This window comes from Actinomadura rugatobispora (assembly GCF_042656285.1).
Lineage (GTDB): Bacteria > Actinomycetota > Actinomycetes > Streptosporangiales > Streptosporangiaceae > Spirillospora > Spirillospora rugatobispora.
In genome coordinates, this window is the sequence record NZ_JBHSON010000036.1 from 1 (window position 1) to 21,630 (window position 21,630).

The following is a 21,630-nucleotide window of genomic DNA, read 5'->3' on the forward strand; positions in this document are numbered from 1 at the left end:
AGGGGCCGTGGAACCCCGCCCACCCGGAGCGACATCCGGGCCACCGACCTGACCACCACCAGAAAACACAAACCGGTCAGGCCGCCACACGACCCAACCGGCGCTGTGAAAGATCGAGGCTAGGAGCTTCAGGCGACCCGAGCCCGATGCGTACTGCCTCTCCCTGCTCCTCGACATGATCAAGACAGTGGAAGCCGAGATCCCCAAGGATCTGCTTTTGCTCCCACGGGGCATGGCCGACCGGGTGATCGGACGTCCGATACCGGCACGCGATGGCGTCGGTGCCCTGCTGGCGGGTTTCCTGGCCCGGATCTGCACCGACGCCGGCGGCTTCACCTCGACCGACGGCCCCCGCCTTGGGGCGATCCTTGCCGGCCTGACCTCGGCGCTGGTGGCCCACACCCTCGAAACCGAGGATGGACCGGAGCCCGAAACACATCCGCGAACCGTGCTTCTGGGCATCCGCGACTACATCGATCATCATCTCCACGACCCGGACCTCACGCCGGGCGCCATCGCCGCCGCGCATCACATCTCCATCAGCTACCTGCACCGTCTTTTCAGGCCCGACGGTGTCACGGTCTCGGCCTGGATCCGCCGACGGCGTCTGGAACGGGCATGTGACGCGTTGGCCGACCCCGCACTGAGTTCCGTATCCATTCACGACATCAGCGCACAGTCCGGCTTCCTAAGCCACGCGGGGTTCACCCGAGCCTTCCGCGCGGCATTCGGCATCACACCCGGCGAATACCGTCGTCACCACCAGTCCCGTAGCCGCCGCGGCTAGGAATTGTCGGGAACGGCGACCTTGGGTCGTGCCTCTGCCCCTGGTCGATGGCGGAGAGGGGCGGCCAACAGGGGGACCAGGGACAGCGCCATGTAGGCGACCGCGATCACCAGGACGGTGGCCGACGCGGTGGTGTGGGCCAGCACCAGACCTGCGGCCGCGCTGCCGAGGGGGTAGCCGAGCGAGCTGACGGCCATCCGTCCCCCGACCACCTGGCCCCGCAGCTCGTTCGGTATCAAGCGTTGCACCATGGTTCGTTCGACCACGAAGTAGGGTCCCCACAGGAAGGCGGACAGCGCCGCGAGGGCGACCGCGATGCCGGGTTGGGAGACCAGGCCGAGCAGGGCGAACGGCGGGACCCCGGCGAAAATGATCAGTGCGACGCGAAAGCCGGGGCGCAAACCCCGCAGGAAACCGATGCCCAGCATCAGCCCCAGCAGGGAGCCCACGCCGGACGCGCCGACGAGTAGTCCATAGGTCTCGGAGCCCGCATGGAGCTCCTGGCGGCTGAAGACGGGGAAGAGCACTTCGATCATTCCGCCGAGGAACAGGAAGCCGGTGGTGGACATCGTCAGCGCGAGCACGGCGGGCAGACGGAACAAGGTCAGGAAGCCCAGCCAGCCGCGTAGCAGCCCCTGCCGCTCCTGCACGGATCCCTGTGCCGTGGGGGCCTCGATCCGCAGCCCCAGGCACAGCATGCTCATGACCACAAAGCTCAGGGCGTCCACGAACAGGGCAGGGGAGGCGCCGATCCAGGCGATCAGCAGCCCGGCCGCCGGGGGACCCAGGATCGAGGAGAGCTCCCAGTTCGCCCCCAGCAGCGCGTTCGCTCCTTCAAGGTCCTCGTCATCGACCATGCGGGGCACCAGAGCGCCTTCGGCGACCTCGCTCGTCACCGACAGGACCGCGCAGAGCGCCGCGATAACGTAGATGTGCGCGATGTGCATCGCACCGAGGAGGTCGAGCACCGGGATCAGAGCGATCAGTACCCCCCGCAGCGCGTTGTCCCAGAAGAGCAGGAGCCGGGCCGGGAAGAGGTCCAGGAGCCGCCCCGCGAACGGGCCGGCGATGACCCGGGGCAGGCCGAAGAGCAGCAGCGTGATCCCGAGCTCGGACGGTCCCGCGGTGGTGAGCACCAACCAGGACAGGGCGACCGTCGTGAACGCGTCGCCCACCCTGGAGATCATCATCCCGATCCAGAACCGGGCGAACCGTCGGTTCCGGCGGACCAGGCCCAGGGCACCGATCAGTTCTCGCACGGGTTCTCCGCGTGGTCGTCGGCCCCGGCGGCGAGCACCGCGCGCACGATCTGGGTGTAACCAGTGCAGCGGCAGACATTACCGGCGAGGGCCTCCCGGACGGTCGCCGTCGTGCGGCGCGCGCCGTAGGTGGCGTTCAGGAACGCCCTGGCGGCGACCACCATGCCCGGGGTGCACATGCCGCACTGGACGGCGCCCTTCTCGACGAAGCACCGCAGCAGCGCGTCGCCGCGCGCCGCGAGCCCCTCGATCGTGGTGATCTCGGTATCGCCGAGCGTCGCGGCCATCGTGGTGCAGGCCAGTGCCGGATGGCCGTCGACCAGGACCGAGCAGCCGCCGCAGTGCCCGGCGCCGCAGGGATGCTTGGTGCCGGTGAGGCCCAGATCCTCGCGCAGCCAGTGGACGAGTCGCCTGCCGTCGGACGGCACCGGCACGGCTACTCCGTTGACCGTGGCCGAAGGCGTGCCTGTCATGCGGATTCCTCCTCTTCCAGTTCGGTGAGCAGCCGCCGGGTGAGCACCTTCACAGCCGCGCGGCGGTAGTCCTCACCGGCCGCGCGGCCGGGCAGCACGACCGCCTCGTCCGCAGCGGCCGCGGCTGTGCGGCGGGCACAATGGTGGTCGCGCCACACGGCCTCCGCGTGCGGCAACCGGTGAGGGACGCTCCCGGTGGAGCCGACGGCGATCCCGCAGTGTCCGCGGCCGAGACGTACGGCCACACTCGCCGTGTTCGGTCCCCCTGCCGCGCGAACCGCCGTTCTGGCGAACGCCGTCCGATCGCCGACGGCCCCTTGCCAGCGCACGGACAGCACGACCAGGTCGGCGCCGCCGAGCACCGTTTCGACGGGAACGTGCCTCGGCGCCGTCATCGGGTACCGGCCGATGACGTGTGCGGAGGCGTCCAGGGTGAGCAGCACCGCTGCCAGGCAGCCTGGCCGGGCCGCTGTGACGTTCCCACCGATCGTGGCCGCCGCGCGGAGAGCCGGACCGCCGATGGTGGCCGCCGCGGACCGCAGCGCGTTCGGCAGTCCTGGGGCGCGAGCGATCTCGGTGAGGGTGACACAGGCGCCGAGCGTCACGTGCCCCGCGTCACGCGAGCGACGGCGGAGTTCGAGCACGGAAGGCAGATGAACGACGCTCTCGGGCGCCCCGTGCCCGCCCCACCGGGGAAGGGCGAGCGTGCCCCCGCCGACGACTTCGGCGGCGGGGTCGTTGAGCAGCGCGTACGTCAGGTCGGCCAGCGTGGAGGGGCGGTGCACCCGGGACGGTGCGGACCGGCCGATCACTGGTGCCCGTCCGAGCCGGCGCCGTCCCTCAACGCCTGCCACAGGGCCGATGGGCGCAGCGGTATGGTCGTGGGCAGCACGCCTGTGGCGTCGGCGACCGCGCTGAGGACCGCCGCGGGGACGGGGACGATGGGCAGTTCCCCCAGGCCGAGACCGCCGTAGGGCGCGTTCTCTGACGGCTCACCGGTGAAGACGGCCCCGACGTCCGGCACGTCCAGCGCTGTGGGAACGCCGTGCTCCTGGACGGTGCCCGGTCCCCGTCCGGTCGCGTCGGCGGACCACAGATCGATCAACGCCAGCCCGAGCCCCTGGACGCAGGCTCCATGGACCTGCCCCAACGCGCCCAGGGGGTTGAGGACCCGTCCGCAGTCGGTGACCACGTCGCACCGTTCCACGTGAACGGTGCCGAGCTCCATGTCGACGAGCACCGTGACGAAACAGGCGCAGTAGCTGGGGGGAACCGGCGACGCGCGGTAGGTGACGGGGACACCTGGCGCGGTATGAGCCGTCCTGGCCGCCTCCCTGGCCGCGCCCGCCCCGAGAAGGACGCTCCGCTGAGACGCGCTTCCCACGTCCACGTGACCGCGCTCGGTGTCGCCCTCGAGCACCTGGACGTCGGCGACGGAGATGCCCAGCTCCTCGGCCACAATCTGGGCCAGCACGGTGGAGGAGCCGGTGCCGGCGTCGCAGGTTCCTGTGACCAGGACGGCTCCCCTGTCCGAGGTGCGGGTGAGCGAGGCCGTGCTGACGTCGGACGCGTCCCCGGTGACGGTGGCCTTGGCGGCGACTGCCACGCCATGCCCCCTCAGGAGGTTTCCAGAGGGACGGTCGTTCGCGCGCGGGGGCGCGGGGAACACGCGAGCCGCCACGTCCAGGCATTGGCGCAGCCGTTGAGGGCTGTTGCGGCGGCGTACCTCGATGGGGTCGAGACCCATGCGCCGGGCGGCCAGGTCGAGCGCGCCTTCGACAATGACGTTCGCCTGTGCCACGCCGTACCCCCGGTAGGCGCCTCCGGGCAGGGTGTTGGTCCGCACGACCCTGCCGGAAAAGCGGTACGCGGCATGCGGATAGGTGGCCGGCACGGTCAGCGCGACGGCGTTCGCGACGTACGGCGCGTGGGAGGCGTAGGCGCCCGAGTCGACGACCGCGTCCAGGTCGATCCCGGTGATGACCCCGTCGTCGTCCAGGCCGAGGCGAACGCGGGCCCTCAGGGCATGACGCCGACGGGTGGCATGCAACTCTTCCTCGCGGTCGTACACCACTCGCACGGGACGGTTCAGGTCCAGCGCGAGCCATGCGGCCAACGCCTCCTCGTAAAGTTCCTGGCGGCATCCGAACCCGCCGCCTTCGTCCACCTTGCGGACATGCACGCGGTCGTCGTCCATGCCCAGGATCTCGGCCACCAGCGAACGCAGCTCGCCGGGCGACTGGGTGTTGGACCAGATCCGGACGCCGCCGCCGGCCGGTTCCGCCCGGCAGGCATGGGTCTCCAGGCAGACGTGCTGTGCGCCTGCGACCTCGAACCGTTCCTCGACGACGACGGCGGAGGCGGCAAGGGCGCCGTCCACGCGGTCGTCGCCGAAGTCCATTCGCCCGATCACCGCCCCCCGCTGGAGTGCGGCGTCGATGTCCAGGACCGGCTCAAGGACGTTCCATTCGGTGCTGGCGGCGCGGACCGCGTCCTCGGCGTGCGCGGCGCTGGTCGCGACGACCACCGCGACCGCGTCGCCCACATGGCGGGCCGTCGTCGCCAGCAACGGACGATCAGCCGCGGCGCGCAACTGGTCACTTGACGGCGCCAAAGCGGGGTTGAACCGGACGCGCGGAACATCGGCCGCCGTGCGAACCGCGACGACGCCCGGGGCGTCCACCAGCAGGCCGGTCAGTTTCGCCTTGGGATGGGGAGAGCGCACCAGCCGCATCCACGCGTCGCCGCCGAAACTCATGTCGGTGAGGAAGGCATGTCTCCCGGTCACCTTTGCCCAAGCGTCGACACGTGGCACCGCGCGGCCGACGACAGAGAAGGACCCATCGGCGTCATGCATGTGGCATCGGCACCAGATTCAGTTCGTCCTCTGACAGCGGATCGGATCGCCAGCCCAACTCGACCGCGGCGCGCTGCACCACGCCGTTGCCCAGGTACGGGAACGCCGCCGGGGAGTTCGGCACCAGCCCCGGTACCAGCACCCGCACCACGCGAAGACCCGCGGCGGCGACGTCCGCGGTGGTGATGTCGGCGTAGAACACCTCGTAGCCTCGGGCCTCCACCGCGCCGCGCAGGTCGCTGGGCCCGGGAGGGGCCAGGTCGGTCTCGGCGGGCATGTCGATCCAGGGCCGGATCAGATCGTGGGCCCGCGGGTCGAGATGCACCTGGACCTGGCACATCAGGTCGGTCACATCGCGGAAGTCGCCACGGTAGTCGTCGAGATACCGCCGGTCCGCGCGCGCCGGCTTCAGGCTCGACGCGTCGATCATGCCGTGTTCGGCGGCGGCGCGGTACGCACCGAGGGGACGCGCCAAGTCGCGCGCGATGTCGTGGAGAGTCAGCGCTTCCGCCCACGCCTTACGGCCGGCCTCGGCGGCGTCCTGACGCGCGGCGAAACCGATGGTGAGCAGCCCGTCCGCGGCATGCTCCACGCAACCGGCCAGTACCGGCACGGAGAACTCGTTGGGAAGCTGGATCAGCCAATGCCGCATCGGGCTTTCCCCCGTCCCGTCCGACCAGAGCGCCTCCAGTTCCGGGGTCGGTCTCACCGAGGGCACGGGGTGGGCGTTCAACCACCAGACCATCGTCACGTGCCGCTCCACGACCTCATACAGGGCCGCGTCCAGCGCCGAGTCCAGCGAGGACCCCGCCGCGATCCCGGAATAGAACACGGGGTTGATGAACGGCCCCTCCGAGACCGACAAGGAGTGCCAGTTGGCATAGACCATGCTGGCCGGAAGCCAGGCGGGCACATCATGGGTCAGCGACCGGCCCCGTACCCAGTGGACCTTCCGATCTGCGGTGAAAGGAACGAACGGAAATCCTGGGGACTCGTACATGCGCTGTGAGAACAGCACGAGCTTCCGAGGGTCCACGGCGCTCTCGCCACGCTCCCGCAGTTCCGCGAAGCTGGCCTGGGTCACCAGGTCGTGCCGAACCACGTTGCCGCAGTAACGCTCGACCGCCTCCCCGACGGCGGCGTGCTCGGCGGCCGCCCGGTCACCGAAGGTGCTGCCCCCTGCCACCGGGTCGTTGCGCCATGGCGTCACGCGGCTCACATCACTCGTCCTGGCGTGCACCGTCGTCAAGGTGCGGGGAATCGAAGGATGGTGCTCCACGTCGACGACTCTGCGAATGATGCCCGTGCGCTCGTCCACGAGCAGATCCGAAGGGGCGCCGGGCAGGGCGGCGATGGACGCCGCCGGTGACGATCCCGGCAAGGGCAGCACCGGGTGTGCGGACACGGCGAGTTCGACAGGGTCGAGTTCCACCTCGTGCCACGCGCCGCGTGCCGGCAGTCCCGCGACCCAGCGCCCCAGGTCGGTAAGGACGGCACCGAGCATCCAGAACAGCTCCCCGACCGGTGGGAGATAGCGGTCGCCGATCAGCGGCGGGCCGTCCAGCGCCGCCAGGACATGCGGGTCCGCGGCCGCCGCTGCGCGGCGGGCGAGCAGGTCCTCGGCGTCGGGACCATTCTCCGGATCGACATGGGGGCCGAACCAGCCGCGCTCACGCTCGAAATGGAAATGCGACCACCGCAGACTCCGCTGTCGGCAACGCCGGTCGACGTCCCGCAGAAACGCGCGATCAAGATGGTCGGACAGCGCCAGCAGGACCGTGTCGTCACTCTCCACGGTCGCGATTTCTGCCGGTGCGGCGAGACTGCGCACAGACCCGAACCCCGCCGACCGAACCAGGGAGTCCGCCGCCGAGACCATGGCGGCACATTCTCCTTCGCCCACCACGACCAATTCGGGCAGTGGCGCCATGCCGCCATTCATCTCGGGCGTCGCGAAACGCACTCGGTCCTGTTCATCCCGCACGGGCGGCGACATTGAAAGGACCCCGCTCTCGCAGAGCGCAGCCAGCATGGGGTGAAGATCGGCACCGAACGCGGCGGCGGACGGGAGAGAATGCACAGGCCGCTGTCCGTCACAACCTTCGAGCAGAGCGATCACATCCTCAGCGGACGCCTTCACCCGATACGAAGTGCCCTTGGGCGTGAAAATGACGACGCCTCCGCCGGGGTGGCCGAAAACCTCCGCACGCACCAGTCGGGGGCCGCGGGTCTGGCTCGGAACCTCAGTCATCGCCGGTCCATACGAATATGCTGGCGACGGGACGCTCGCTGGTTTCATGGTCGTAAGTGATCCAAAGCACTCGGTCGATGACCAGCTCGTAGAGAACGCTGTCGGCCGGCACGCGCACGTTGCCGTCCGAGACGTCGGCGAGCGCCGCGGCCTCGTCCGATGGCAGCCGCCGAACATGGCCGTTCAGGCTGAGCTCGGCGTCCTTCGGCCCAGGCAGCGCGTGCAGCACGAACCGTCCGTCACGCTCCAGGTCACCCCTCTTGGAAGAAGAGGGAATAACGCCGATATAGACGCGGCCATCAATGATCACCGGACAGACGGGGTGGACGCGAGGACCGCCGTCCCGGCGCACCGTTCCGAGATAGGCGATTCCATACTTGCGCAGCATGCGGGAGCCCAGCTCCGCGATGTCCGGCTCCTGTTCGGCGAACTCCGCCCACGTGGCCATTCGATTCCGTTCATCCGGGGCTCCGGCCCCCGGGCCACGCTCGCGGCCCGGGAACCGGAACTTGTTCAGAACGAGCGCATTACTCGTCGTCGTCCTGGGACTCGTCCCACACGAACGACTTGAACGTCGCGCTGTGGTGGCCGGGCGCCAGGATCTCGCGCTCACTGTCCTTCTTCTCGATGTCCTCGAACATGATCGCCTCCTTTCTCTTCCTCGAGTCATGGCCGCGAGCGGCCGCCACGCCACCCGTGATTTCTTGCGATATATCAGCGGGCTTCATGGCCTACATCGACAACTCTGCCCCAGGAACTCGACAAGATCATTGACCAGGAGTGCACTGTTGGTTGATCGGCAGTGCACCCGACGCCATATCCAGGGAATCCGCCTCTTGGCGACCGTCCGACAACTCCATGTGATCCCGGATCACGCTGCCGTAACAGCCGCCTGCGCCTGCCTTTGCTGCGCCTGCCCGACGAGGAGACGGTCTTCCTCTTCACGCTGCTCAGAACCGCCTCACCCGGAGCCGAGAACCCGCAGGACATGGTGGAGGCCAACCGTTCCCTCTACCTGCGCGCCCAAGCCGTCGGGGGTTACCAGTACCCGGTCGGCTCCATACCGACCACGGCTGAGGAGTGGCGCGCCCACTACGGCCCCGCATGGGCCGCCTTCAAGACGGCCCGTGAACGCTACGACCCCGACGGAATCCTCACTCCAGGCCAGGGCGTCTTCCCTCCGGGACCGTGAAGTCCGCAGCCGGATCACCCGTGCCGAGTCAAGGGCGCGGTGTTGCAGGACCTTCGCGTTGCCGACGCTGGCTTCGAGCGCCGCCGCTGCCTGCCGGAGCGTACGGCTCTGCAGGAAGCGCAGCTCCAGCACCGTCCGGTAGTGCGGGGGCCGGGCCGACCTCATCGGCAGCGGCTACACCGGCCGCCGCCCGCTCGATCAGGAGCAGGACGCCACGCTGCCTTGATCATCGCTTTTCACCGGTACTACCGGCACAACGTGCGCTTCCCCGATCCTTCCAGGCGCCACATCCACCAAGAAATGGTCGGCTTCGTGAACTCACTCGCGCACCTGGACTGGTCAGAGGCACCGTCCATAGGCAGGCCGCAAGATCAAGCATCGTCCCCGCGCTGACGGCGCCGCCCTGCGGGTGCTCGGGCTGGCGGGAGATGAGGAGAGGACGCCCGGAGGTTCTTGCGGACGGGCCGGGGCCATGGTTCCGGAGGCGCGGTGGTGCGGCGGGCCGTCCGGGTGGATGGACCCGCCGCGACTCTGCGTATGAGGGGCGAGGGATCGGCTGTGGGTCAGCGGGTCGTAAGGGCGGAGTTCACGGCGGTGCGTAGGGCCGTGCGGGTCAGCAGGAGGACGGGCCCGTCCGGGTCCTTACTGTCCCGCACCGCCACCACACCGGCCGCGTCCGCCAATTCGACGCAGTTCCCGCCGTTCTCGCCGCTGCGGCTGCTCTTGCGCCAGGAGAGCGCTGCTAGCTCCACGCAGTCCCCGCCGTTCTCGCCGCTGCGGCTAGCCTTGCGCCAGGTGAGGTTCGTCAGATCCATTTCTCCAGCGCCTCTTTCATCTTGTCCCGGGACATGTCTTCGGGGAGCGCCCTCGCGCGCAACTCTCTGAGAGATTCGGAGAGTTTGGCGAGGTCGGAGGGGGTGTCGGTCGTGATGCCTCGTACCGTCGTCTCCATGTAGGCGACCTCGCTCCGATCTTCCATGGTAGCCACCACGAAAGCGCCTCCCGTGCCTGCCGGACGCCCGTTGTTCTGGACGATCTGGATGGTGACGTTGGGAAGCTCGCTGAGGGTGATCAGGTGCTCTATCTGCTCGCGCATCACCTCGGGTGAGGTCACCAAGTAGTCGAGGACGTATTCGCTTAGGAGCGCGACCAGCGCCGTTGGGGGCGCGTCCTCGCGACTGAGGATGGCCTGACGTGCCATGCGTGCCTCGACGGCCTCGTTCGAGTTGAGGAAGCCGCGGGCGTAGGCCGGAGTCTGGAGTAGTCCGGGGACGATCGTGTGCTGCCAGGTGACGAGTTCTGCGGCGTCCGACTCGGTCTGGGGCCAGTCGAACCAGATCGGTACCGGGTGGCCGTCCCGATTCAGGTCCTCCCACAGGTTGAGGAGCGATCCGCCCGCCTCCAGGTAGTCGTCCACGAGCTCCACGAAGGCGCGGGTGGCGCGCTTCTTGCCGTTCTCGATCCGGCTGACCTGAGCAGGGCTGACCTTTGTGAGGTGAGCGATCGTGTCTTGAAGGACGTCTTTGGCTTCTCGTAGTCGGCGCATCTGGCGGCCGAAGGCCACGAGCGCGGGGGACTCGTTGGGACGCTGACGCCGTGCTGGCATGCTCACTTACCTTTCTCGGCAACTTGCATCCACTGCCTGTGCCCTTGCTGCCGCGTTCCGCTTTCGAGCGGCATGCCAAATCTAACTCCGAAAGTGACTGAATGTGTGGTGTTCGCCACGCAACGTGAGGAGAAGGATCATGGGCCAGGCGGCGTGCCACGAGAACGAGATGGTGGTGAAGCAGGACCCGAAGGTCGTTGCGGAGGTGCGGCGGTTCGTGCGGCTGGTCACCGGTCAGTGGGACATGGACGACTTTGCGCCCTGCCTGGTGGCGAGTGAGTTGGTCACCAACGCCCTGCGCTACGCGTCCGCGTCGGACGGCGATGTGACGTTCCGGATCGGACGCACCGAGGACGGCGCGCTGTGGATGGAGGTTCAGGACGCGACCTGCGACCTCCCGCACATGCAGGAGAGCGACACCATTAGCGAGGCGGGCCGGGGCCTGTTCATCGTCGACCAGTACTGCCGCTGCTGGGGCGTCCGCCCTCTGGCCGGCAACGTCGGCAAGGTCGTCTTCGCGGTCCTTGACGCCTCATGAAGACCAGCGGAGGGGCGGTTCCCCCCCGTCCGCCCCTCCGCTACCTACCGGCCGGGCCCGCCCCCTGCCGAGGCCCGTACCGCATCGGAGTTCATCGCCCTGGGGTCCTGGGCCTGCTGGGTCGCCGGCCTCCTGGGGCAGGCCGTCCCGGCAGGTTCTTGGGGTTCCTCAACCAATGGATGTCGCGGAGAAGACGCCCGTGATCACTCCCCCGTGGAGAAGTCGGCCGCTCGCCGGACGTGGGCACTTCCCGTCCGCTCGCGGCGGTCTATCGGGACGTGGAGAGGCGGATGCGGGTGAGGAGGTCGGCGATTTCGCGGGTGCGTTCGTCGTCGGGGCCGTTGATGACGAGGTGGTCCTGGTGGAGGGACTCGAAGACGTTCTCGGCGGCGGCCTTGTCACCGGCCGAGAACAGGAGCAGGCCGATGCTGTACCGGATGTCGAGGGCGAGTTCGCTGGCGTGGCTGCCCACGGCGGCGACATCGTCGAGGAGGCGGCGGAACTGGTCGAGCGCGACGGTGTTCTGGCCGAGGTTGGCGCGGCAGTGGGCGGCGTAGCGGCGGGATTCCAGCGCGCGGTCACTCGACGGCCCGGCGGTGCGGGCATAGGCATCGGCCAGGGCGTCGAACTCCGGGAGGGCCGTCCGAGAGTCTCCGCCAAGGAAGAGGATCAGCGCGCGATGGAAGCGGAGCTTGAGCAGGTCCGGGCTTTCGGAGCCCAGCATCTTGGCGGCAGGGCCGATGACCGCTTCGACGACGTCGGCCGCCTGCGCGAAGCGGTCGTAGCCGAGGAGTTCGGTGGAGCGCTTGAGCGCGTCGTCGATGGCGTTCCGGAGTTGGGTCGGCGGCGTGGTCGGTGCATGCGGCACGGTCGGCGGCGTCGCGACGGGAGGTTGCCGGAGCGTGCGGCGGCGAGGAGCGTTCGGCTGCCGGTACAGGAGCGTCGGGTCGGGCATCGTGCCGAGCCGCCGGCTCGTGGCGAGCGCCGGCGAGCCGGGCGACGGCAGGAACGGCAGCAGGCGCTCGTAGACGGCGTAGGCGTCGGCCGGTCGCTGTTCGGGCTTCTTGGCGAGCAGGGCCAGGACCAGTTCTTCAAGCTCTGCCGGCACGTCCGGACGCAGCTCGCGTAGCGGTTGCGGGCTGGCGGTGATGTGCTGCTGCCAGAGTTCGTACTGGCCGTCGCCGGTGAAGACGGGCCTCCCCGACACCAGTTCGTGCAGGACACAGCCCAGCGCGTACAGGTCGCTCTGCGGGGTCACCTGGGCGGCGTTGACCTGCTCGGGGGACATGTACCGGCTGGTGCCCATCGGGCTGCCCGTGACCGTGATCTTGGTGATGTCGCGGCGGAGGATCGCGGCGATGCCGAAGTCGAGGACCTTGACAGTGCCGTCATCGGTCACCAGGACGTTGTCGGGTTTCAGGTCGCGGTGGACGACCGGGATCGCGTGCGCGTGGGACAGGACGGTGGCGATCTGCGCGCCGACCGCGGCGGCCCAGGCGATTGGCAGCGGGTCGGCTGGGTCGATGTAGGAACGCAGGTTCCGGCCCTCGATGTACTGCATCACCAGGTAGAGGCGATCCGCGGAGTCGGCGTCCAGGACGGCGTCATACACCTGGGGAACGCCGTGGTGCTGGATGCGTGCGGTGACGCGCGCCTCGCGGCGGAACCGTTCGGCCAGGTCGGCGATGTGCTCCGGAGACAGCAGCATCTCGGGGCGGATGGCCTTGACGGCGACCTCACGGTCCAGGACCGAGTCATAGCCGCGCCAGATCATGCCCATGCCCCCGGAGCCGATCTGCTCGATCAGTTCATAGCGGGTGGCAATGGTTCTGACCGGCATCCTTGCTCCGAGTGCGATCGCTTTTGTCCGATGTGGTCAGTGTTGCGGTGGCGGAGATCGGCTGTCCAGCCGTCCTCCGATTCGCTCGGTGAACGGCCGGACAGGCAAGCGATCAGGCGACTCCGGCCTGTTCGCGCAGAAGTTGCCATGCCGCGCGGCGGGCGCGGCTGTTGAGGGACGACTTGAACTCGGGGTCCGAGCCGAAGTACTTCTGGCCGAGGGTGGCGATGGTGTCGACGTGGTCCATCATCTTCTCCTCGAATTCCTTGTCGAAGACGACGCCGAAGTTCTCCAGGTCGTTGGCGACCGCGGCCTGTTTGACCTTCGGTTCGGCCATCGCCTCCTCGAACGGCCGGACGAAGTCCTCTTCGGTGAAGTCCGTGCCGAACTTGGCGTTGAACTTCTCGATCAGCTCCGCCAGCGGCGACTTCTCCGGCTCCTTGGCGCCGCTGGCGCCGTCGCCGAAGCCCTTGACCACCGTGGCGCCCTCAGGGCCAAGGCTCAGGTTGTGCTCGCCGGTCTTGTCCACCCGCATGTGGGTGAGGTCGACCTCGCCGATGTCGACACCGCCGTCGGCACGCCTGGGAAGCCGGTTGAGCAGGTGCCGCCCGTACAGGTGGAGGCGTTCGAGTTCGGCGTCGCGGTACGGGACGATCTGCGAGAGGAACCCGTACTTACGAACGTAGTCGTTCAGGTTCGCGCGGAAGTCCTCGGCGGTCTCGTGGTCGTCGTCGTCCTCGCTGTCGATCAGTGCGGTGAAGCGCTCGACGGCCGGGTTGAGCAGCCGGTACAGCTCGGCGTGCAGCTTCTCCCAGCGTGAGGCCGAGCCGCCGGCCTTCTCCTCGGCTTCGAGGTAGGCGCGCGCGAACTCGTCCATTTCCGTGTTGGCGAGGATCTGCGCCGACATGACCCGGCTCTGCGCGGTGTAGAGGAGGTTCGGGTCCGAGGGGAGGGTCATCGCCTCCTCGTAGTACGGACGGAAAGCGTCCTGGATGTCCTCGGCGTCGTTGAGGAAGTCCACGACCGCCAGGTCCGTCTGGCTCTTGCGGTCGGCGGTGCGGTTGAGCCGCGACAGCGTCTGGACAGCTGCGATCCCCGACAGCGTCTTGTTCACGTACATCGTCGTCAGCAAAGGCTGGTCGAAGCCGGTCTGGTACTTCTCGGCGACGACGAGGATCCGGTACTCGGGCTTTCCGCGTCCGCCCGTCTGCGTGGCCAGGTCGTCGGCCCGCGTGTACGCGAACGCCTTGGGCAGGGCGCTCTCGGGCAGGCCGCCGTTCTCCTTGGACTCGGTGACCTCTTCCTTCTCGTAGGTGAGGGAGCCGGAGAACGCCACCAAGACACCGATGCCGTATCCCATGTCCTCGATGTGCTGCTTGATCGCGCGAGACATCTGCACGGCGCTCTTTCGGGACGCGGTCACCACCATGGCCTTGGCCCGTCCGCCGAGCCGTCCCTGGGTGTGCGCCCGGAAGTGCTCCACGATGATCTTCGCGTGCTGCGCGACGGTCGAGGGATGCGTCACCGCGTACCGCGCCAGCAGCGCGTTCGCCTTGGACGGGTCGACCTCGCGCTCGTCGGGGTTGTTGTTGACGAGTTTCCAGTACGTGTCGTAGGTGACGTAGTTGCGCAGCGGGTCGAGGATGAAGCCCTCCTCGATCGCCTGCCGCATCGAGTAAGCGTGGAACGGCCGGTACGTCGGCTTGCCTTCCACGGTGCCCAGCGTTCCGAACAGCTCCAGCGTCTTGCTCTTGGGCGTGGCCGTGAACGCGAAGTAGGACAGGTTGGACGCCTGCGAGCGCTGCGCGGCCTTGTGTTCCAGCTTGGCCTCGACCGTCGTGGCGCCCTCATCGTCGGAGTCGGCGTCCAGGCCCAGATCGCGCAGTGCGGCCTTGACCGCCGTCGCCGCGTCCCCGGACTGGGACGAGTGCGCCTCGTCCACGACGATCGCGAACCGGTGACCGGCGATCTCGGTCGGGTTGCGCCGCAAGAAGTCGATCAGCGCCGGGAACGTCTGCAACGTCACCGTGATGATCTTCCCGGACTGCTGCGACAGCGCCTTGGCGAGCTGCTCGGACTTGGCGCCGACCTTCTCGTCGATCTTCACTACGAGCCCGGCCGTCTGCTCGAACGCGCCGATCGTCTCCCGCAACTGGGCGTCCAGGTTCCGCCGGTCGGTGATGACGATGATCTTGTCGAAGACCGGAACCCCCGGCTCGACACCGCTCGCCACCGCCTCCGGAGCCAGGCCCGCCGCGTCCACGGACGTGTGCAGCGACGACAACCGGTGCGCCAGCCACGCGATGGTGTTCGACTTGCCCGACCCGGCGGACGCCATGACCAGGTAGTTGTGACCAGCCCCGGAGCGGGCGGCGTGCGCGGTGAGCTTCTTCACCACGTCCCACTGGTGGTAGCGCGGGAAGATCAGCGTCTTGCTCGTACGGCCGCCGGCGCTCTTGGTCTTCTGCTCGTGGACGAACCGCTGGAGCAAGTCCAGCCAGGTGTCCGGCTCCCAGATCCGCGTCCACAGATAGGAGGTCGAATACGTCCCCGGCTCGACCGGCGCCGGATTGCCCGCGCCGCCGGGCTGGCCCGGCCCATCGGACCCGGTGTTGAACGGCAGGAACCGCGTCTTCTGGCCCCGCAACTGCGTCGCGACGAACACGAGATCGGGATCGACGCAGAAGTTCGCCACCACCCGCTGCCGGAAGATCAGCTCGCTCGGGTCGCGGTCGCTGCGGTACTGCTGCTTCGCCTGCTCCACGCCCTGCCCGGTCAGCGGGTTCTTCAGCTCGGCCGTCGCGACCGGAATCCCGTTGACGAACAGCGCCAAGTCGAGCCGGTTTCCCTTGTCGGCCTGCTTGGTCGCGTACTCCAACTCGCGCACGACCGTCAGCCGGTTGGCCCGGTACTCGTCCAGGACGGAGTCGTCCAGCACAAGGTTCGGCTTGAAGTACGCGACGCGGATCAGGACACCCCGGTCCTTCACGCCCTTGCGGAGGACGGTGAGCACCCCGTCCTCGGCGATCGCCTTGTCGAGCCGCTTGGCGAAACCGAGCTGCGCGGCCTCGGTGCTATTCCCGTAGAGCATGACGAGCCGCTCCCACTCGTCGCCCTGGGTGTCCCCGATGAAAGTGAAGAGCTGCCGCGTGTCCAGCCCCACTTCTGGCCGGTAGTCGCGCGGATCGCCTTCCTCCCAGCCGCCCTTGAGCATCGCCGCGACGATCGCATCCCCGAACGCCCTCTCGTCATGCACCGGACTCATGCCCTACTCCGTAACCCCACGACCGGATGCCGTGGACACATCGAACTGCCCCGTAACCGCCGCCGTAATCAACGCCCGCCGCCGTTCTGCCAGCAGCTCTACCTGGCGACTGAGATTGTCGACGGCCTGATTTATTCTTCCAGACGTCGCGCGGATCTTTTGGACAATCTCGGTTTGCTGATGTATTGAGGGAATTGGAACTCTAATAGAGTACAAGTCTGGCATGAAGACCGTTACGTTTGTTGTTCCGACCTGTACGCTTTCGAAATATTGACGCATTGATCGAAGAAGGTAGAGAAGATATGCTGGCGCCAATCTGCTGCCGCATGTCCATGTAACGAAATGTTGACTGACGGCCATTTCCTTTGCCATGATAGTGGAGAAGCCGACAGATGCCGTGCGAGACAGCACTACTGTTCCTGCTGGATGGATGCACGCCGACGAGTTGTCGATGCCAAGTTGGCTGATCTGCTGCTTCGTCTCATGCAGGTACTCCTGGCGTGGATTTCTCATTGAGCCGACATCAAACAACGAGATCCACGGTATGTTGCAGTTCTCCCAGTACTCGGGACGCGTCCTGCTGGGCGTGTGCCCACTTCCCAGTTTTGCGACTTGATTGAGTTTGACGATAGGCCAGTTGTCGGGAAGGCAGTCCACCCATCCAAGGCTTCGGGGTGACTTAGGCAACGAAGTGTTCTGTCCGGTGACGCCATTGTAGATCGAAGCCCATCGTCGCTCTTCTAGCAGGTCGATCGTTCGCCTGGACACGCTCATAACCTGGTCGATCCGAGCGGTCTCGGCGTCGAGGAAGTCGGTGATCCGCCGTTGTTTTTCCAAGGGCCAGAGGGGAATTTTGAAGTCGCGGATTTTGCTGCTGCTGGTGGAAGCAAGGTTGGTCGTTTTGGTCCCAGTGCTCTCGAAATAGTGGCGCGCGTAAGCGGACTGCGTCAGGTAGGCCAGGTAGTCAGGGTCCAGGCGAGGGTTAGGGCGGACCGCGAAAACATGGTTCTGGTGCAGGCAGACGGGTATTTCACTGCGCCAGACGGTTCCCCGGCCGAGTTTGTCGAGGTCGCCACCTTCGGTCATCAGGACGTCGCCCGGCAGGAGCGTCGCCGTTGCGGCGGTGGTACGTGAGACGGTGATCTCGGTGACCGAGTCCAAGGCGAGGCGTCCCGCCTGGACGTTCGCGACTCGCAGATACGGCAGGGTGACTTTGTCCTCGGTGTGTTGGCGGGACGCGTCGACCGTGATGCCCGACTGGACACGGGCCAGATAACCCAACCGGACGAGCGGGGCCGAAGTTCCAGCGGGGAAAGTGAGCATCACGCGGTTACCTCGCTGAGGAGGGTCTGGATTTCGGCTTCGAGGGCCTTCAACTCGGCGTCGATCTGCGACAAGGGGCGTGGGGGTTTGTAGACGTAGAAGTAGCGAGTAACCGGGATCTCGTAGCCGGTCTTGGTTTTGGTGTGGTCGATCCAGGCGTCGGGGACGTGTGGGAGGACCTCGCGCTTGAGGTACTCCTCGACGTCCTCGTCCAGGGGTACGTTCTCGTAGTCGCGGAGGTCGGTGTCGGGTTCGATGACGCCCTTGCGCACCATCTGAATCTCGCCTTCGGGGTCGCGGACGCCGATGGCGTCGCGGACGGCCTTGGCGAATGGGGCGCCGGGCTGCCACTGGAGGCCGGCCTCCACGACGGCACCCATGAGGGCGTCCAGTGCCTCGACCTTGGTCGGCCAGGTGGTACCGAGGAGCGGGCGCACCGCGTTGATGAAGGCTTCCGCGTCGCCGAGCTTCTGGACCTGCTTGGTCGCCTCAAGCGCCGCCAAGGTCTCGTCGGTCAGCTCGAAGCGCAGCTTGAGGGGGCGTTCGACGGTGATGCGGCGGTAGCCGAAGTCCCGGTTGCGGAAGACCTTCACCTTGCCGTGCAGCGGGTGTTCGGGGTCGCCGGCGACCTCCAGGGCTTCGCCGTAGAGCCGGGTGATCTCAGCGATGTGGTCGGGGCGGCCGTCCTGGCCGTCGCCGATCTCCTTGCGTTTGTCGCCGAGGGACTTGCGCATCTTCTGCCAGTAGTCCCGGGCGTCCAGCAGGATGACCTTGCCCTCGTGGTCCTCGTGCTTGCGGTTGGTGACGATCCAGAAGTACGTCGAGATGCCGGTGTTGTAGAAGAGCTGGTCGGGCAGGGCGACGATCGCCTCCAGCCAGTCGTTCTCGATGATCCACTGGCGGATGCGGGACTCGCCGGACTCGGCGGCGCCGGTGAACAGCGGGGAGCCGTTGAAGACGATCGCGATGCGGCTGCCGCCGGCCTCCCGCGGTTTCATCTTCGAGATCATGTGCTGGAGGAACAGGAACGAGCCGTCGTTGATGCGCGGGAGCCCGGCACCGAAGCGTCCGGACTCGCCGAGCGTGTCGTACTCGTGCTCGATCTCCTCCTTGACCTTCTTCCACTCGACGCCGAACGGCGGGTTGGCCAGCAGGTAGTCGAACTTGGTGTTGCGGTGGCCGTCGTCGCTGAAGGAGTTGCCGAACGCGATGTTGTCCGGTTCCTGGTCCTTGATCATCAGGTCGGACCGGCAGATGGCCCACGACTCGGGGTTGAGTTCCTGCCCGTACACCTCGACGGTCGCGTCCGGGTTGAGGGAGGTGATGTACTCGTGGGTCGTGCTGAGCATGCCGCCGGTGCCGCAGGCCGGGTCCAGCACCCTGCGGACGATGCCGGGGACGCTGAGCGCGTCGGCGTCCGGCGCCACCAGCAGGTTGACCATCAGCTTGATGACCTCGCGCGGCGTGAAGTGCTCACCGGCCGTCTCGTTGGACAGCTCGGAGAAGCGCCGGATGAGGTCCTCGAAGAAGTAGCCCATGGCGTGGTTGGACACCACGTCGGGGCGGACGTCCAGGTCGGCGAAGCGTCCGACGACCTTGTAGAGCAGGTTCGCGCCGTCCAGGCGCTTGATCTGCTGGGCGAACTCGTACTTCTCCAGCACCTCCCGCGCGTTCGGGGAGAAGCCCGCGATGTACTTGGCGAGGTTCGTCGCCGCGTGCTCCGGGTCGTTGGCGATCTTCGCGAGGGTGTAGGCGGTGACGTTGTAGAACGACTGGCCCGACGCGCGGCGGAGGAACCGGTCGGTGTCGATGTCCTTGCCCTTGAACCGCTCCACGGTCTCCTGGACGGCCGCCCGGGTCGGCTCCAGGACGGTCTCCAGCCTGCGCAGCACGGTGAAAGGCAGGATGACCTTGCCGTATTCCGACTGCTTGAAGTCGCCGCGCAGCAGGTCTGCGACCGACCAGGCGTGGTTCACCAGTTCGGTGTGCTTGCTCGGATTCAAGGGGTTCCTTCCGGGGGTTGCGGGCCGCGGGGCAAGGGCTATCAAGTCTGGTTCATGAGAGCCGGGTGGCGCCGGTCGTCATGGCAACTCGGCTCCGTGGGGAAGCAGTGCTCCGCTGCTGAGGGCGGTGGCCATGAGGTCGGCCATCTCGTCGGCGCACGTCGCCGCGTTCCGCGCGCTGGCCCTGAGGTCGTGGAGTTTCCGGAACGCCTGGCCATATGCGGTCTGCTCGTCCAGCGGGAGCAAGGGGACGCGCAGCCGTGACGCCACGAGTTGGTGCGTGGAGCTGCCGGTCGTCGCCTGGCTGACGTTGTCGGGCGCGCTGACGAATCCGGCGAGGAACCACGGATTGAGGCGTGCGGGGTCGGGCCTGAGCAGGAACACGCCGTTGCCGAGCAGGCATCCGGCGTCGTCGTCGCCGGCCACGCGGGTCGCGACGCCCTGCGGGCCGACGACCTGGGTGATCAGGACGTCTCCCGCCTCGATGACGACCGGGTCGGCCAGGCGCGTCTCGCGTGTGTCGCCGCCGGCACGCGTCCCGCCGAGCAGGTCACGTGCCCGGAGTACGGGACGATCCGCGAGATCGGTGGGCGGGGTGTCGGCAGAGGCGGCCCGCGTTCCACGATGGACGGCGAGCGCGCCGCCGCGAGCGAGGTCGGCGACCGTGGCGCTGCGCCAGGTGCGGCTTGCCTCCCCGGCCGAGGCCAGCGGCCCGATCTCGCTCGCCTCGGTCAGCGCGGCCACGTCCGCCTTGAGACGCTCGGCGAGCTCGAGGACGTCGCGCAGGGCCGCGTCCGGAGTGACCATCGGCGCCGTGCGGACGTGCCGTGCCGGTGAGAGGTCGACGAGGTCGTCCAGGAGGTCGATCGTCGGCACCGCGCGGGCGGTCCCCGGGACCTCGGTGAACTCGGTCGGCGCGACGAACGCCTGCCACGTGCTGAGGACTGTTGCGTGGAGCCTGCCCGTGTCCGATGTCCTGCCTTGGCCGGAGGGCTCGTCCGCGGCGGCTTCGTCGGAGGCGTCCATCAGCAGGACCCGGTCCTGGCCGGGGCGGCCGGCTTCAGAGCGTCGCAGGATCCACAGGTGAAGCCCGATGTGGTGCGGGACGGCAAGGCCGGGCGGGAGCGCGATGATCGCGCACAGCGCCCCCTGCCGCAGCAGTTCGGCCCGGATGCGTCGGCCGGACGATCGTGACGCGGTCGCCGGCGGGAGCAGCAGCACGGCGTGGCCGCCCTCGGCCAGATGCGCCAAGGCGTGCTGGACCCAGGCGAGTTCGGGTTCTGAGCGCGGTGGCACGCCGTAGGCCCATCGCGTGTCGAGCGCGAGTTCATCGTGCCCCCAGTCGCGGTCGCCGTAGGGCGGGTTGCATACGACGGCGTCCACGTGCAGGCCGGGGAAGGCGTCGTGGCGCAGGCTGTCGCCGGTCCTGACGTCCACGGAGACCTTGGGCGCCGTCTCGGCCAGCCGGGTCTTCGCTTGAGCCGCCGTGACGGGACGGTACTCCTGGCCGTGCACGCCGGCGCCGGGCGTGAGGGCGGCCGCGGTCGCGGCGAGGAGGCGTCCGCTCCCGCAGGCCGGGTCGAGGACGCTGCGGACGCGCGGGCCTCCGGATGTCGCCAGCCCGGCCATCAGGTCGGCGAGCACCTCCGGCGTCAGATGCGTTCCGCGGATGCCGAGCGGCGCATCGGTGTGTTCCTCGAGCACGTCGAAGACGGCGAGCGGGCCTTCCTCGTGCGTCACGTCCGCCGCCGATCGCAGGAGCGTGGCGGGGACGTCCACATGGCCCGAGCCGCCGGGACCGGTCGAGGAGACCGCTTGCGTGTACATCGCGGTCAGTTCATCGTCGTCCAGGGTTGCGGTCTGGGCGCGCTTCCTGGCGTCCAGACCGGCCAGGTGCGCGGTGAACAGCGCCACGGCCCCGGCCTCGCACGGCGTGCGGCCGTGCAGGTGCGCCCGCAGGTCGTCCCTGGACGAGCGCGCGGGAAGGCGGCCCCGCGCGGCGAGCCACGCCTCGATCCGCCGCCGGTCGTAGCTGGGGCTGGCCTCCGTTCCGCCGCTGGGCTGCGGAAAGTCGGGGTGACGCCGGCGCCAGTTGCTCACGGTCGCCCGCGTCACGCCGGCGAGCCGGGAGATCTCGGCGGCGGTCAGCTGCTCGCTCTGCGAAGCCATCGAACGTCCTCACTTGCTTTCGGAAGCATCGCCACTATACATCATCCAATCGCGGCAACTTGTTTGA

At 68.1% G+C, this 21,630-nt stretch carries 16 protein-coding genes and 1 pseudogene; 3 read left to right on the forward strand and 14 right to left on the reverse strand.

The window, feature by feature from the left end:
* Positions 1–175 precede the first annotated feature (175 nt).
* Positions 176–787: an AraC family transcriptional regulator gene (locus tag ACFPZN_RS24545; protein WP_378284486.1), complete on the forward strand. Its 612-nt coding sequence runs from the start codon at positions 176–178 to the stop codon at positions 785–787.
* On the opposite strand, the gene ACFPZN_RS24550 is transcribed toward ACFPZN_RS24545, so the two are convergent.
* The 6 genes from ACFPZN_RS24550 to ACFPZN_RS24575 are packed head-to-tail and all read right to left on the reverse strand — an operon-like array spanning position 784 to position 8,075.
* Positions 784–2,046, reverse strand: coding sequence for an MFS transporter (locus tag ACFPZN_RS24550; protein ID WP_378284487.1), 1,263 nt, complete (start codon positions 2,044–2,046; stop codon positions 784–786). The two genes, ACFPZN_RS24545 and ACFPZN_RS24550, sit on opposite strands and share 4 nt — an antisense overlap.
* Positions 2,034–2,519 carry a (2Fe-2S)-binding protein gene (locus tag ACFPZN_RS24555; RefSeq protein WP_378284488.1) on the reverse strand — a complete coding sequence of 162 codons (486 nt, stop codon included), beginning with the start codon at positions 2,517–2,519 and terminating at the stop codon, positions 2,034–2,036. Before ACFPZN_RS24555 ends, ACFPZN_RS24550 begins: the two co-directional genes overlap by 13 nt.
* The gene (locus ACFPZN_RS24560; RefSeq protein ID WP_378284490.1) at positions 2,516–3,331 is read right to left on the reverse strand and encodes an FAD binding domain-containing protein; all 816 of its coding nucleotides are present in this window, start codon (positions 3,329–3,331) and stop codon (positions 2,516–2,518) included. Before ACFPZN_RS24560 ends, ACFPZN_RS24555 begins: the two co-directional genes overlap by 4 nt.
* Positions 3,328–5,376 carry a xanthine dehydrogenase family protein molybdopterin-binding subunit gene (locus ACFPZN_RS24565; RefSeq protein WP_378284491.1) on the reverse strand — a complete coding sequence of 683 codons (2,049 nt, stop codon included), beginning with the start codon at positions 5,374–5,376 and terminating at the stop codon, positions 3,328–3,330. The genes ACFPZN_RS24560 and ACFPZN_RS24565 overlap by 4 nt, the downstream gene beginning before the upstream one ends.
* Positions 5,369–7,627: a YcaO-like family protein gene (locus ACFPZN_RS24570; RefSeq protein WP_378284492.1), complete on the reverse strand. Its 2,259-nt coding sequence runs from the start codon at positions 7,625–7,627 to the stop codon at positions 5,369–5,371. Before ACFPZN_RS24570 ends, ACFPZN_RS24565 begins: the two co-directional genes overlap by 8 nt.
* Positions 7,620–8,075 carry a pyridoxamine 5'-phosphate oxidase family protein gene (locus ACFPZN_RS24575; protein WP_378284493.1) on the reverse strand — a complete coding sequence of 152 codons (456 nt, stop codon included), beginning with the start codon at positions 8,073–8,075 and terminating at the stop codon, positions 7,620–7,622. Before ACFPZN_RS24575 ends, ACFPZN_RS24570 begins: the two co-directional genes overlap by 8 nt.
* A gap of 456 nt (positions 8,076–8,531) precedes the next feature.
* Between ACFPZN_RS24575 and ACFPZN_RS24580 the strand changes: the two genes are divergently transcribed.
* Positions 8,532–8,819, forward strand: a complete 288-nt coding sequence (locus ACFPZN_RS24580) for a hypothetical protein (protein WP_378284494.1) — start codon at positions 8,532–8,534, stop codon at positions 8,817–8,819.
* 39 nt (positions 8,820–8,858) lie between these two features.
* Here the strand turns inward: ACFPZN_RS24580 and ACFPZN_RS24585 are convergent.
* The 3 genes and pseudogenes from ACFPZN_RS24585 to ACFPZN_RS24595 form a co-directional block, all read right to left on the reverse strand.
* Positions 8,859–8,984, reverse strand: a pseudogene (locus tag ACFPZN_RS24585) (sigma factor-like helix-turn-helix DNA-binding protein); the annotation flags it as partial.
* A 398-nt stretch (positions 8,985–9,382) separates the two neighbouring features.
* Complete coding sequence (locus ACFPZN_RS24590; RefSeq protein WP_378284495.1) at positions 9,383–9,634, reverse strand: DUF397 domain-containing protein; 252 nt, start codon at positions 9,632–9,634, stop codon at positions 9,383–9,385.
* Positions 9,625–10,425, reverse strand: coding sequence for a helix-turn-helix domain-containing protein (locus ACFPZN_RS24595; protein WP_378284496.1), 801 nt, complete (start codon positions 10,423–10,425; stop codon positions 9,625–9,627). Before ACFPZN_RS24595 ends, ACFPZN_RS24590 begins: the two co-directional genes overlap by 10 nt.
* A gap of 139 nt (positions 10,426–10,564) precedes the next feature.
* Here ACFPZN_RS24595 and ACFPZN_RS24600 point away from each other — a divergent pair, with 139 nt between their 5' ends.
* Positions 10,565–10,963 (forward strand): ATP-binding protein, encoded by a 399-nt coding sequence (locus tag ACFPZN_RS24600; RefSeq protein ID WP_378284497.1) that lies wholly within the window; start codon positions 10,565–10,567, stop codon positions 10,961–10,963.
* Between the two features lie 268 nt (positions 10,964–11,231).
* Here ACFPZN_RS24600 and ACFPZN_RS24605 read toward each other — a convergent pair whose 3' ends face one another.
* The 5 genes from ACFPZN_RS24605 to ACFPZN_RS24625 all read right to left on the reverse strand — a co-directional run bounded on the left by ACFPZN_RS24605 (position 11,232) and on the right by ACFPZN_RS24625 (position 21,563).
* On the reverse strand, positions 11,232–12,803 hold the full coding sequence (locus ACFPZN_RS24605) for a serine/threonine-protein kinase (protein WP_378284498.1): 1,572 nt from the start codon (positions 12,801–12,803) through the stop codon (positions 11,232–11,234).
* Positions 12,804–12,915: 112 nt separating this feature from the next.
* Positions 12,916–16,068 (reverse strand): type I restriction endonuclease subunit R, encoded by a 3,153-nt coding sequence (locus tag ACFPZN_RS24610; RefSeq protein ID WP_378284499.1) that lies wholly within the window; start codon positions 16,066–16,068, stop codon positions 12,916–12,918.
* A 3-nt stretch (positions 16,069–16,071) separates the two neighbouring features.
* Complete coding sequence (locus ACFPZN_RS24615) at positions 16,072–17,391, reverse strand: restriction endonuclease subunit S (RefSeq protein WP_378284574.1); 1,320 nt, start codon at positions 17,389–17,391, stop codon at positions 16,072–16,074.
* The gene (locus ACFPZN_RS24620) at positions 17,391–19,394 is read right to left on the reverse strand and encodes a type I restriction-modification system subunit M (RefSeq protein WP_378284500.1); all 2,004 of its coding nucleotides are present in this window, start codon (positions 19,392–19,394) and stop codon (positions 17,391–17,393) included. Before ACFPZN_RS24620 ends, ACFPZN_RS24615 begins: the two co-directional genes overlap by 1 nt.
* 78 nt (positions 19,395–19,472) lie before the next feature.
* Entirely contained in the window at positions 19,473–21,563 is a 2,091-nt protein-coding gene (locus ACFPZN_RS24625; RefSeq protein ID WP_378284501.1) for an N-6 DNA methylase, read from the reverse strand.
* Positions 21,564–21,630 lie beyond the last annotated feature (67 nt).

Coding starts and splice junctions, on each gene's coding strand:
- ACFPZN_RS24545 (WP_378284486.1), top strand. CDS start 176: ATGATCAAGACAGTGGAAGCCGAGATCCCCAAGGATCTGCTTTTGCTC.
- ACFPZN_RS24555 (WP_378284488.1), bottom strand. CDS start 2,519: ATGACAGGCACGCCTTCGGCCACGGTCAACGGAGTAGCCGTGCCGGTG.
- ACFPZN_RS24565 (WP_378284491.1), bottom strand. CDS start 5,376: ATGCATGACGCCGATGGGTCCTTCTCTGTCGTCGGCCGCGCGGTGCCA.
- ACFPZN_RS24570 (WP_378284492.1), bottom strand. CDS start 7,627: ATGACTGAGGTTCCGAGCCAGACCCGCGGCCCCCGACTGGTGCGTGCG.
- ACFPZN_RS24575 (WP_378284493.1), bottom strand. CDS start 8,075: ATGGCCACGTGGGCGGAGTTCGCCGAACAGGAGCCGGACATCGCGGAG.
- ACFPZN_RS24590 (WP_378284495.1), bottom strand. CDS start 9,634: ATGGATCTGACGAACCTCACCTGGCGCAAGGCTAGCCGCAGCGGCGAG.
- ACFPZN_RS24595 (WP_378284496.1), bottom strand. CDS start 10,425: ATGCCAGCACGGCGTCAGCGTCCCAACGAGTCCCCCGCGCTCGTGGCC.
- ACFPZN_RS24600 (WP_378284497.1), top strand. CDS start 10,565: ATGGGCCAGGCGGCGTGCCACGAGAACGAGATGGTGGTGAAGCAGGAC.
- ACFPZN_RS24605 (WP_378284498.1), bottom strand. CDS start 12,803: ATGCCGGTCAGAACCATTGCCACCCGCTATGAACTGATCGAGCAGATC.
- ACFPZN_RS24610 (WP_378284499.1), bottom strand. CDS start 16,068: ATGAGTCCGGTGCATGACGAGAGGGCGTTCGGGGATGCGATCGTCGCG.
- ACFPZN_RS24615 (WP_378284574.1), bottom strand. CDS start 17,391: ATGCTCACTTTCCCCGCTGGAACTTCGGCCCCGCTCGTCCGGTTGGGT.
- ACFPZN_RS24625 (WP_378284501.1), bottom strand. CDS start 21,563: ATGGCTTCGCAGAGCGAGCAGCTGACCGCCGCCGAGATCTCCCGGCTC.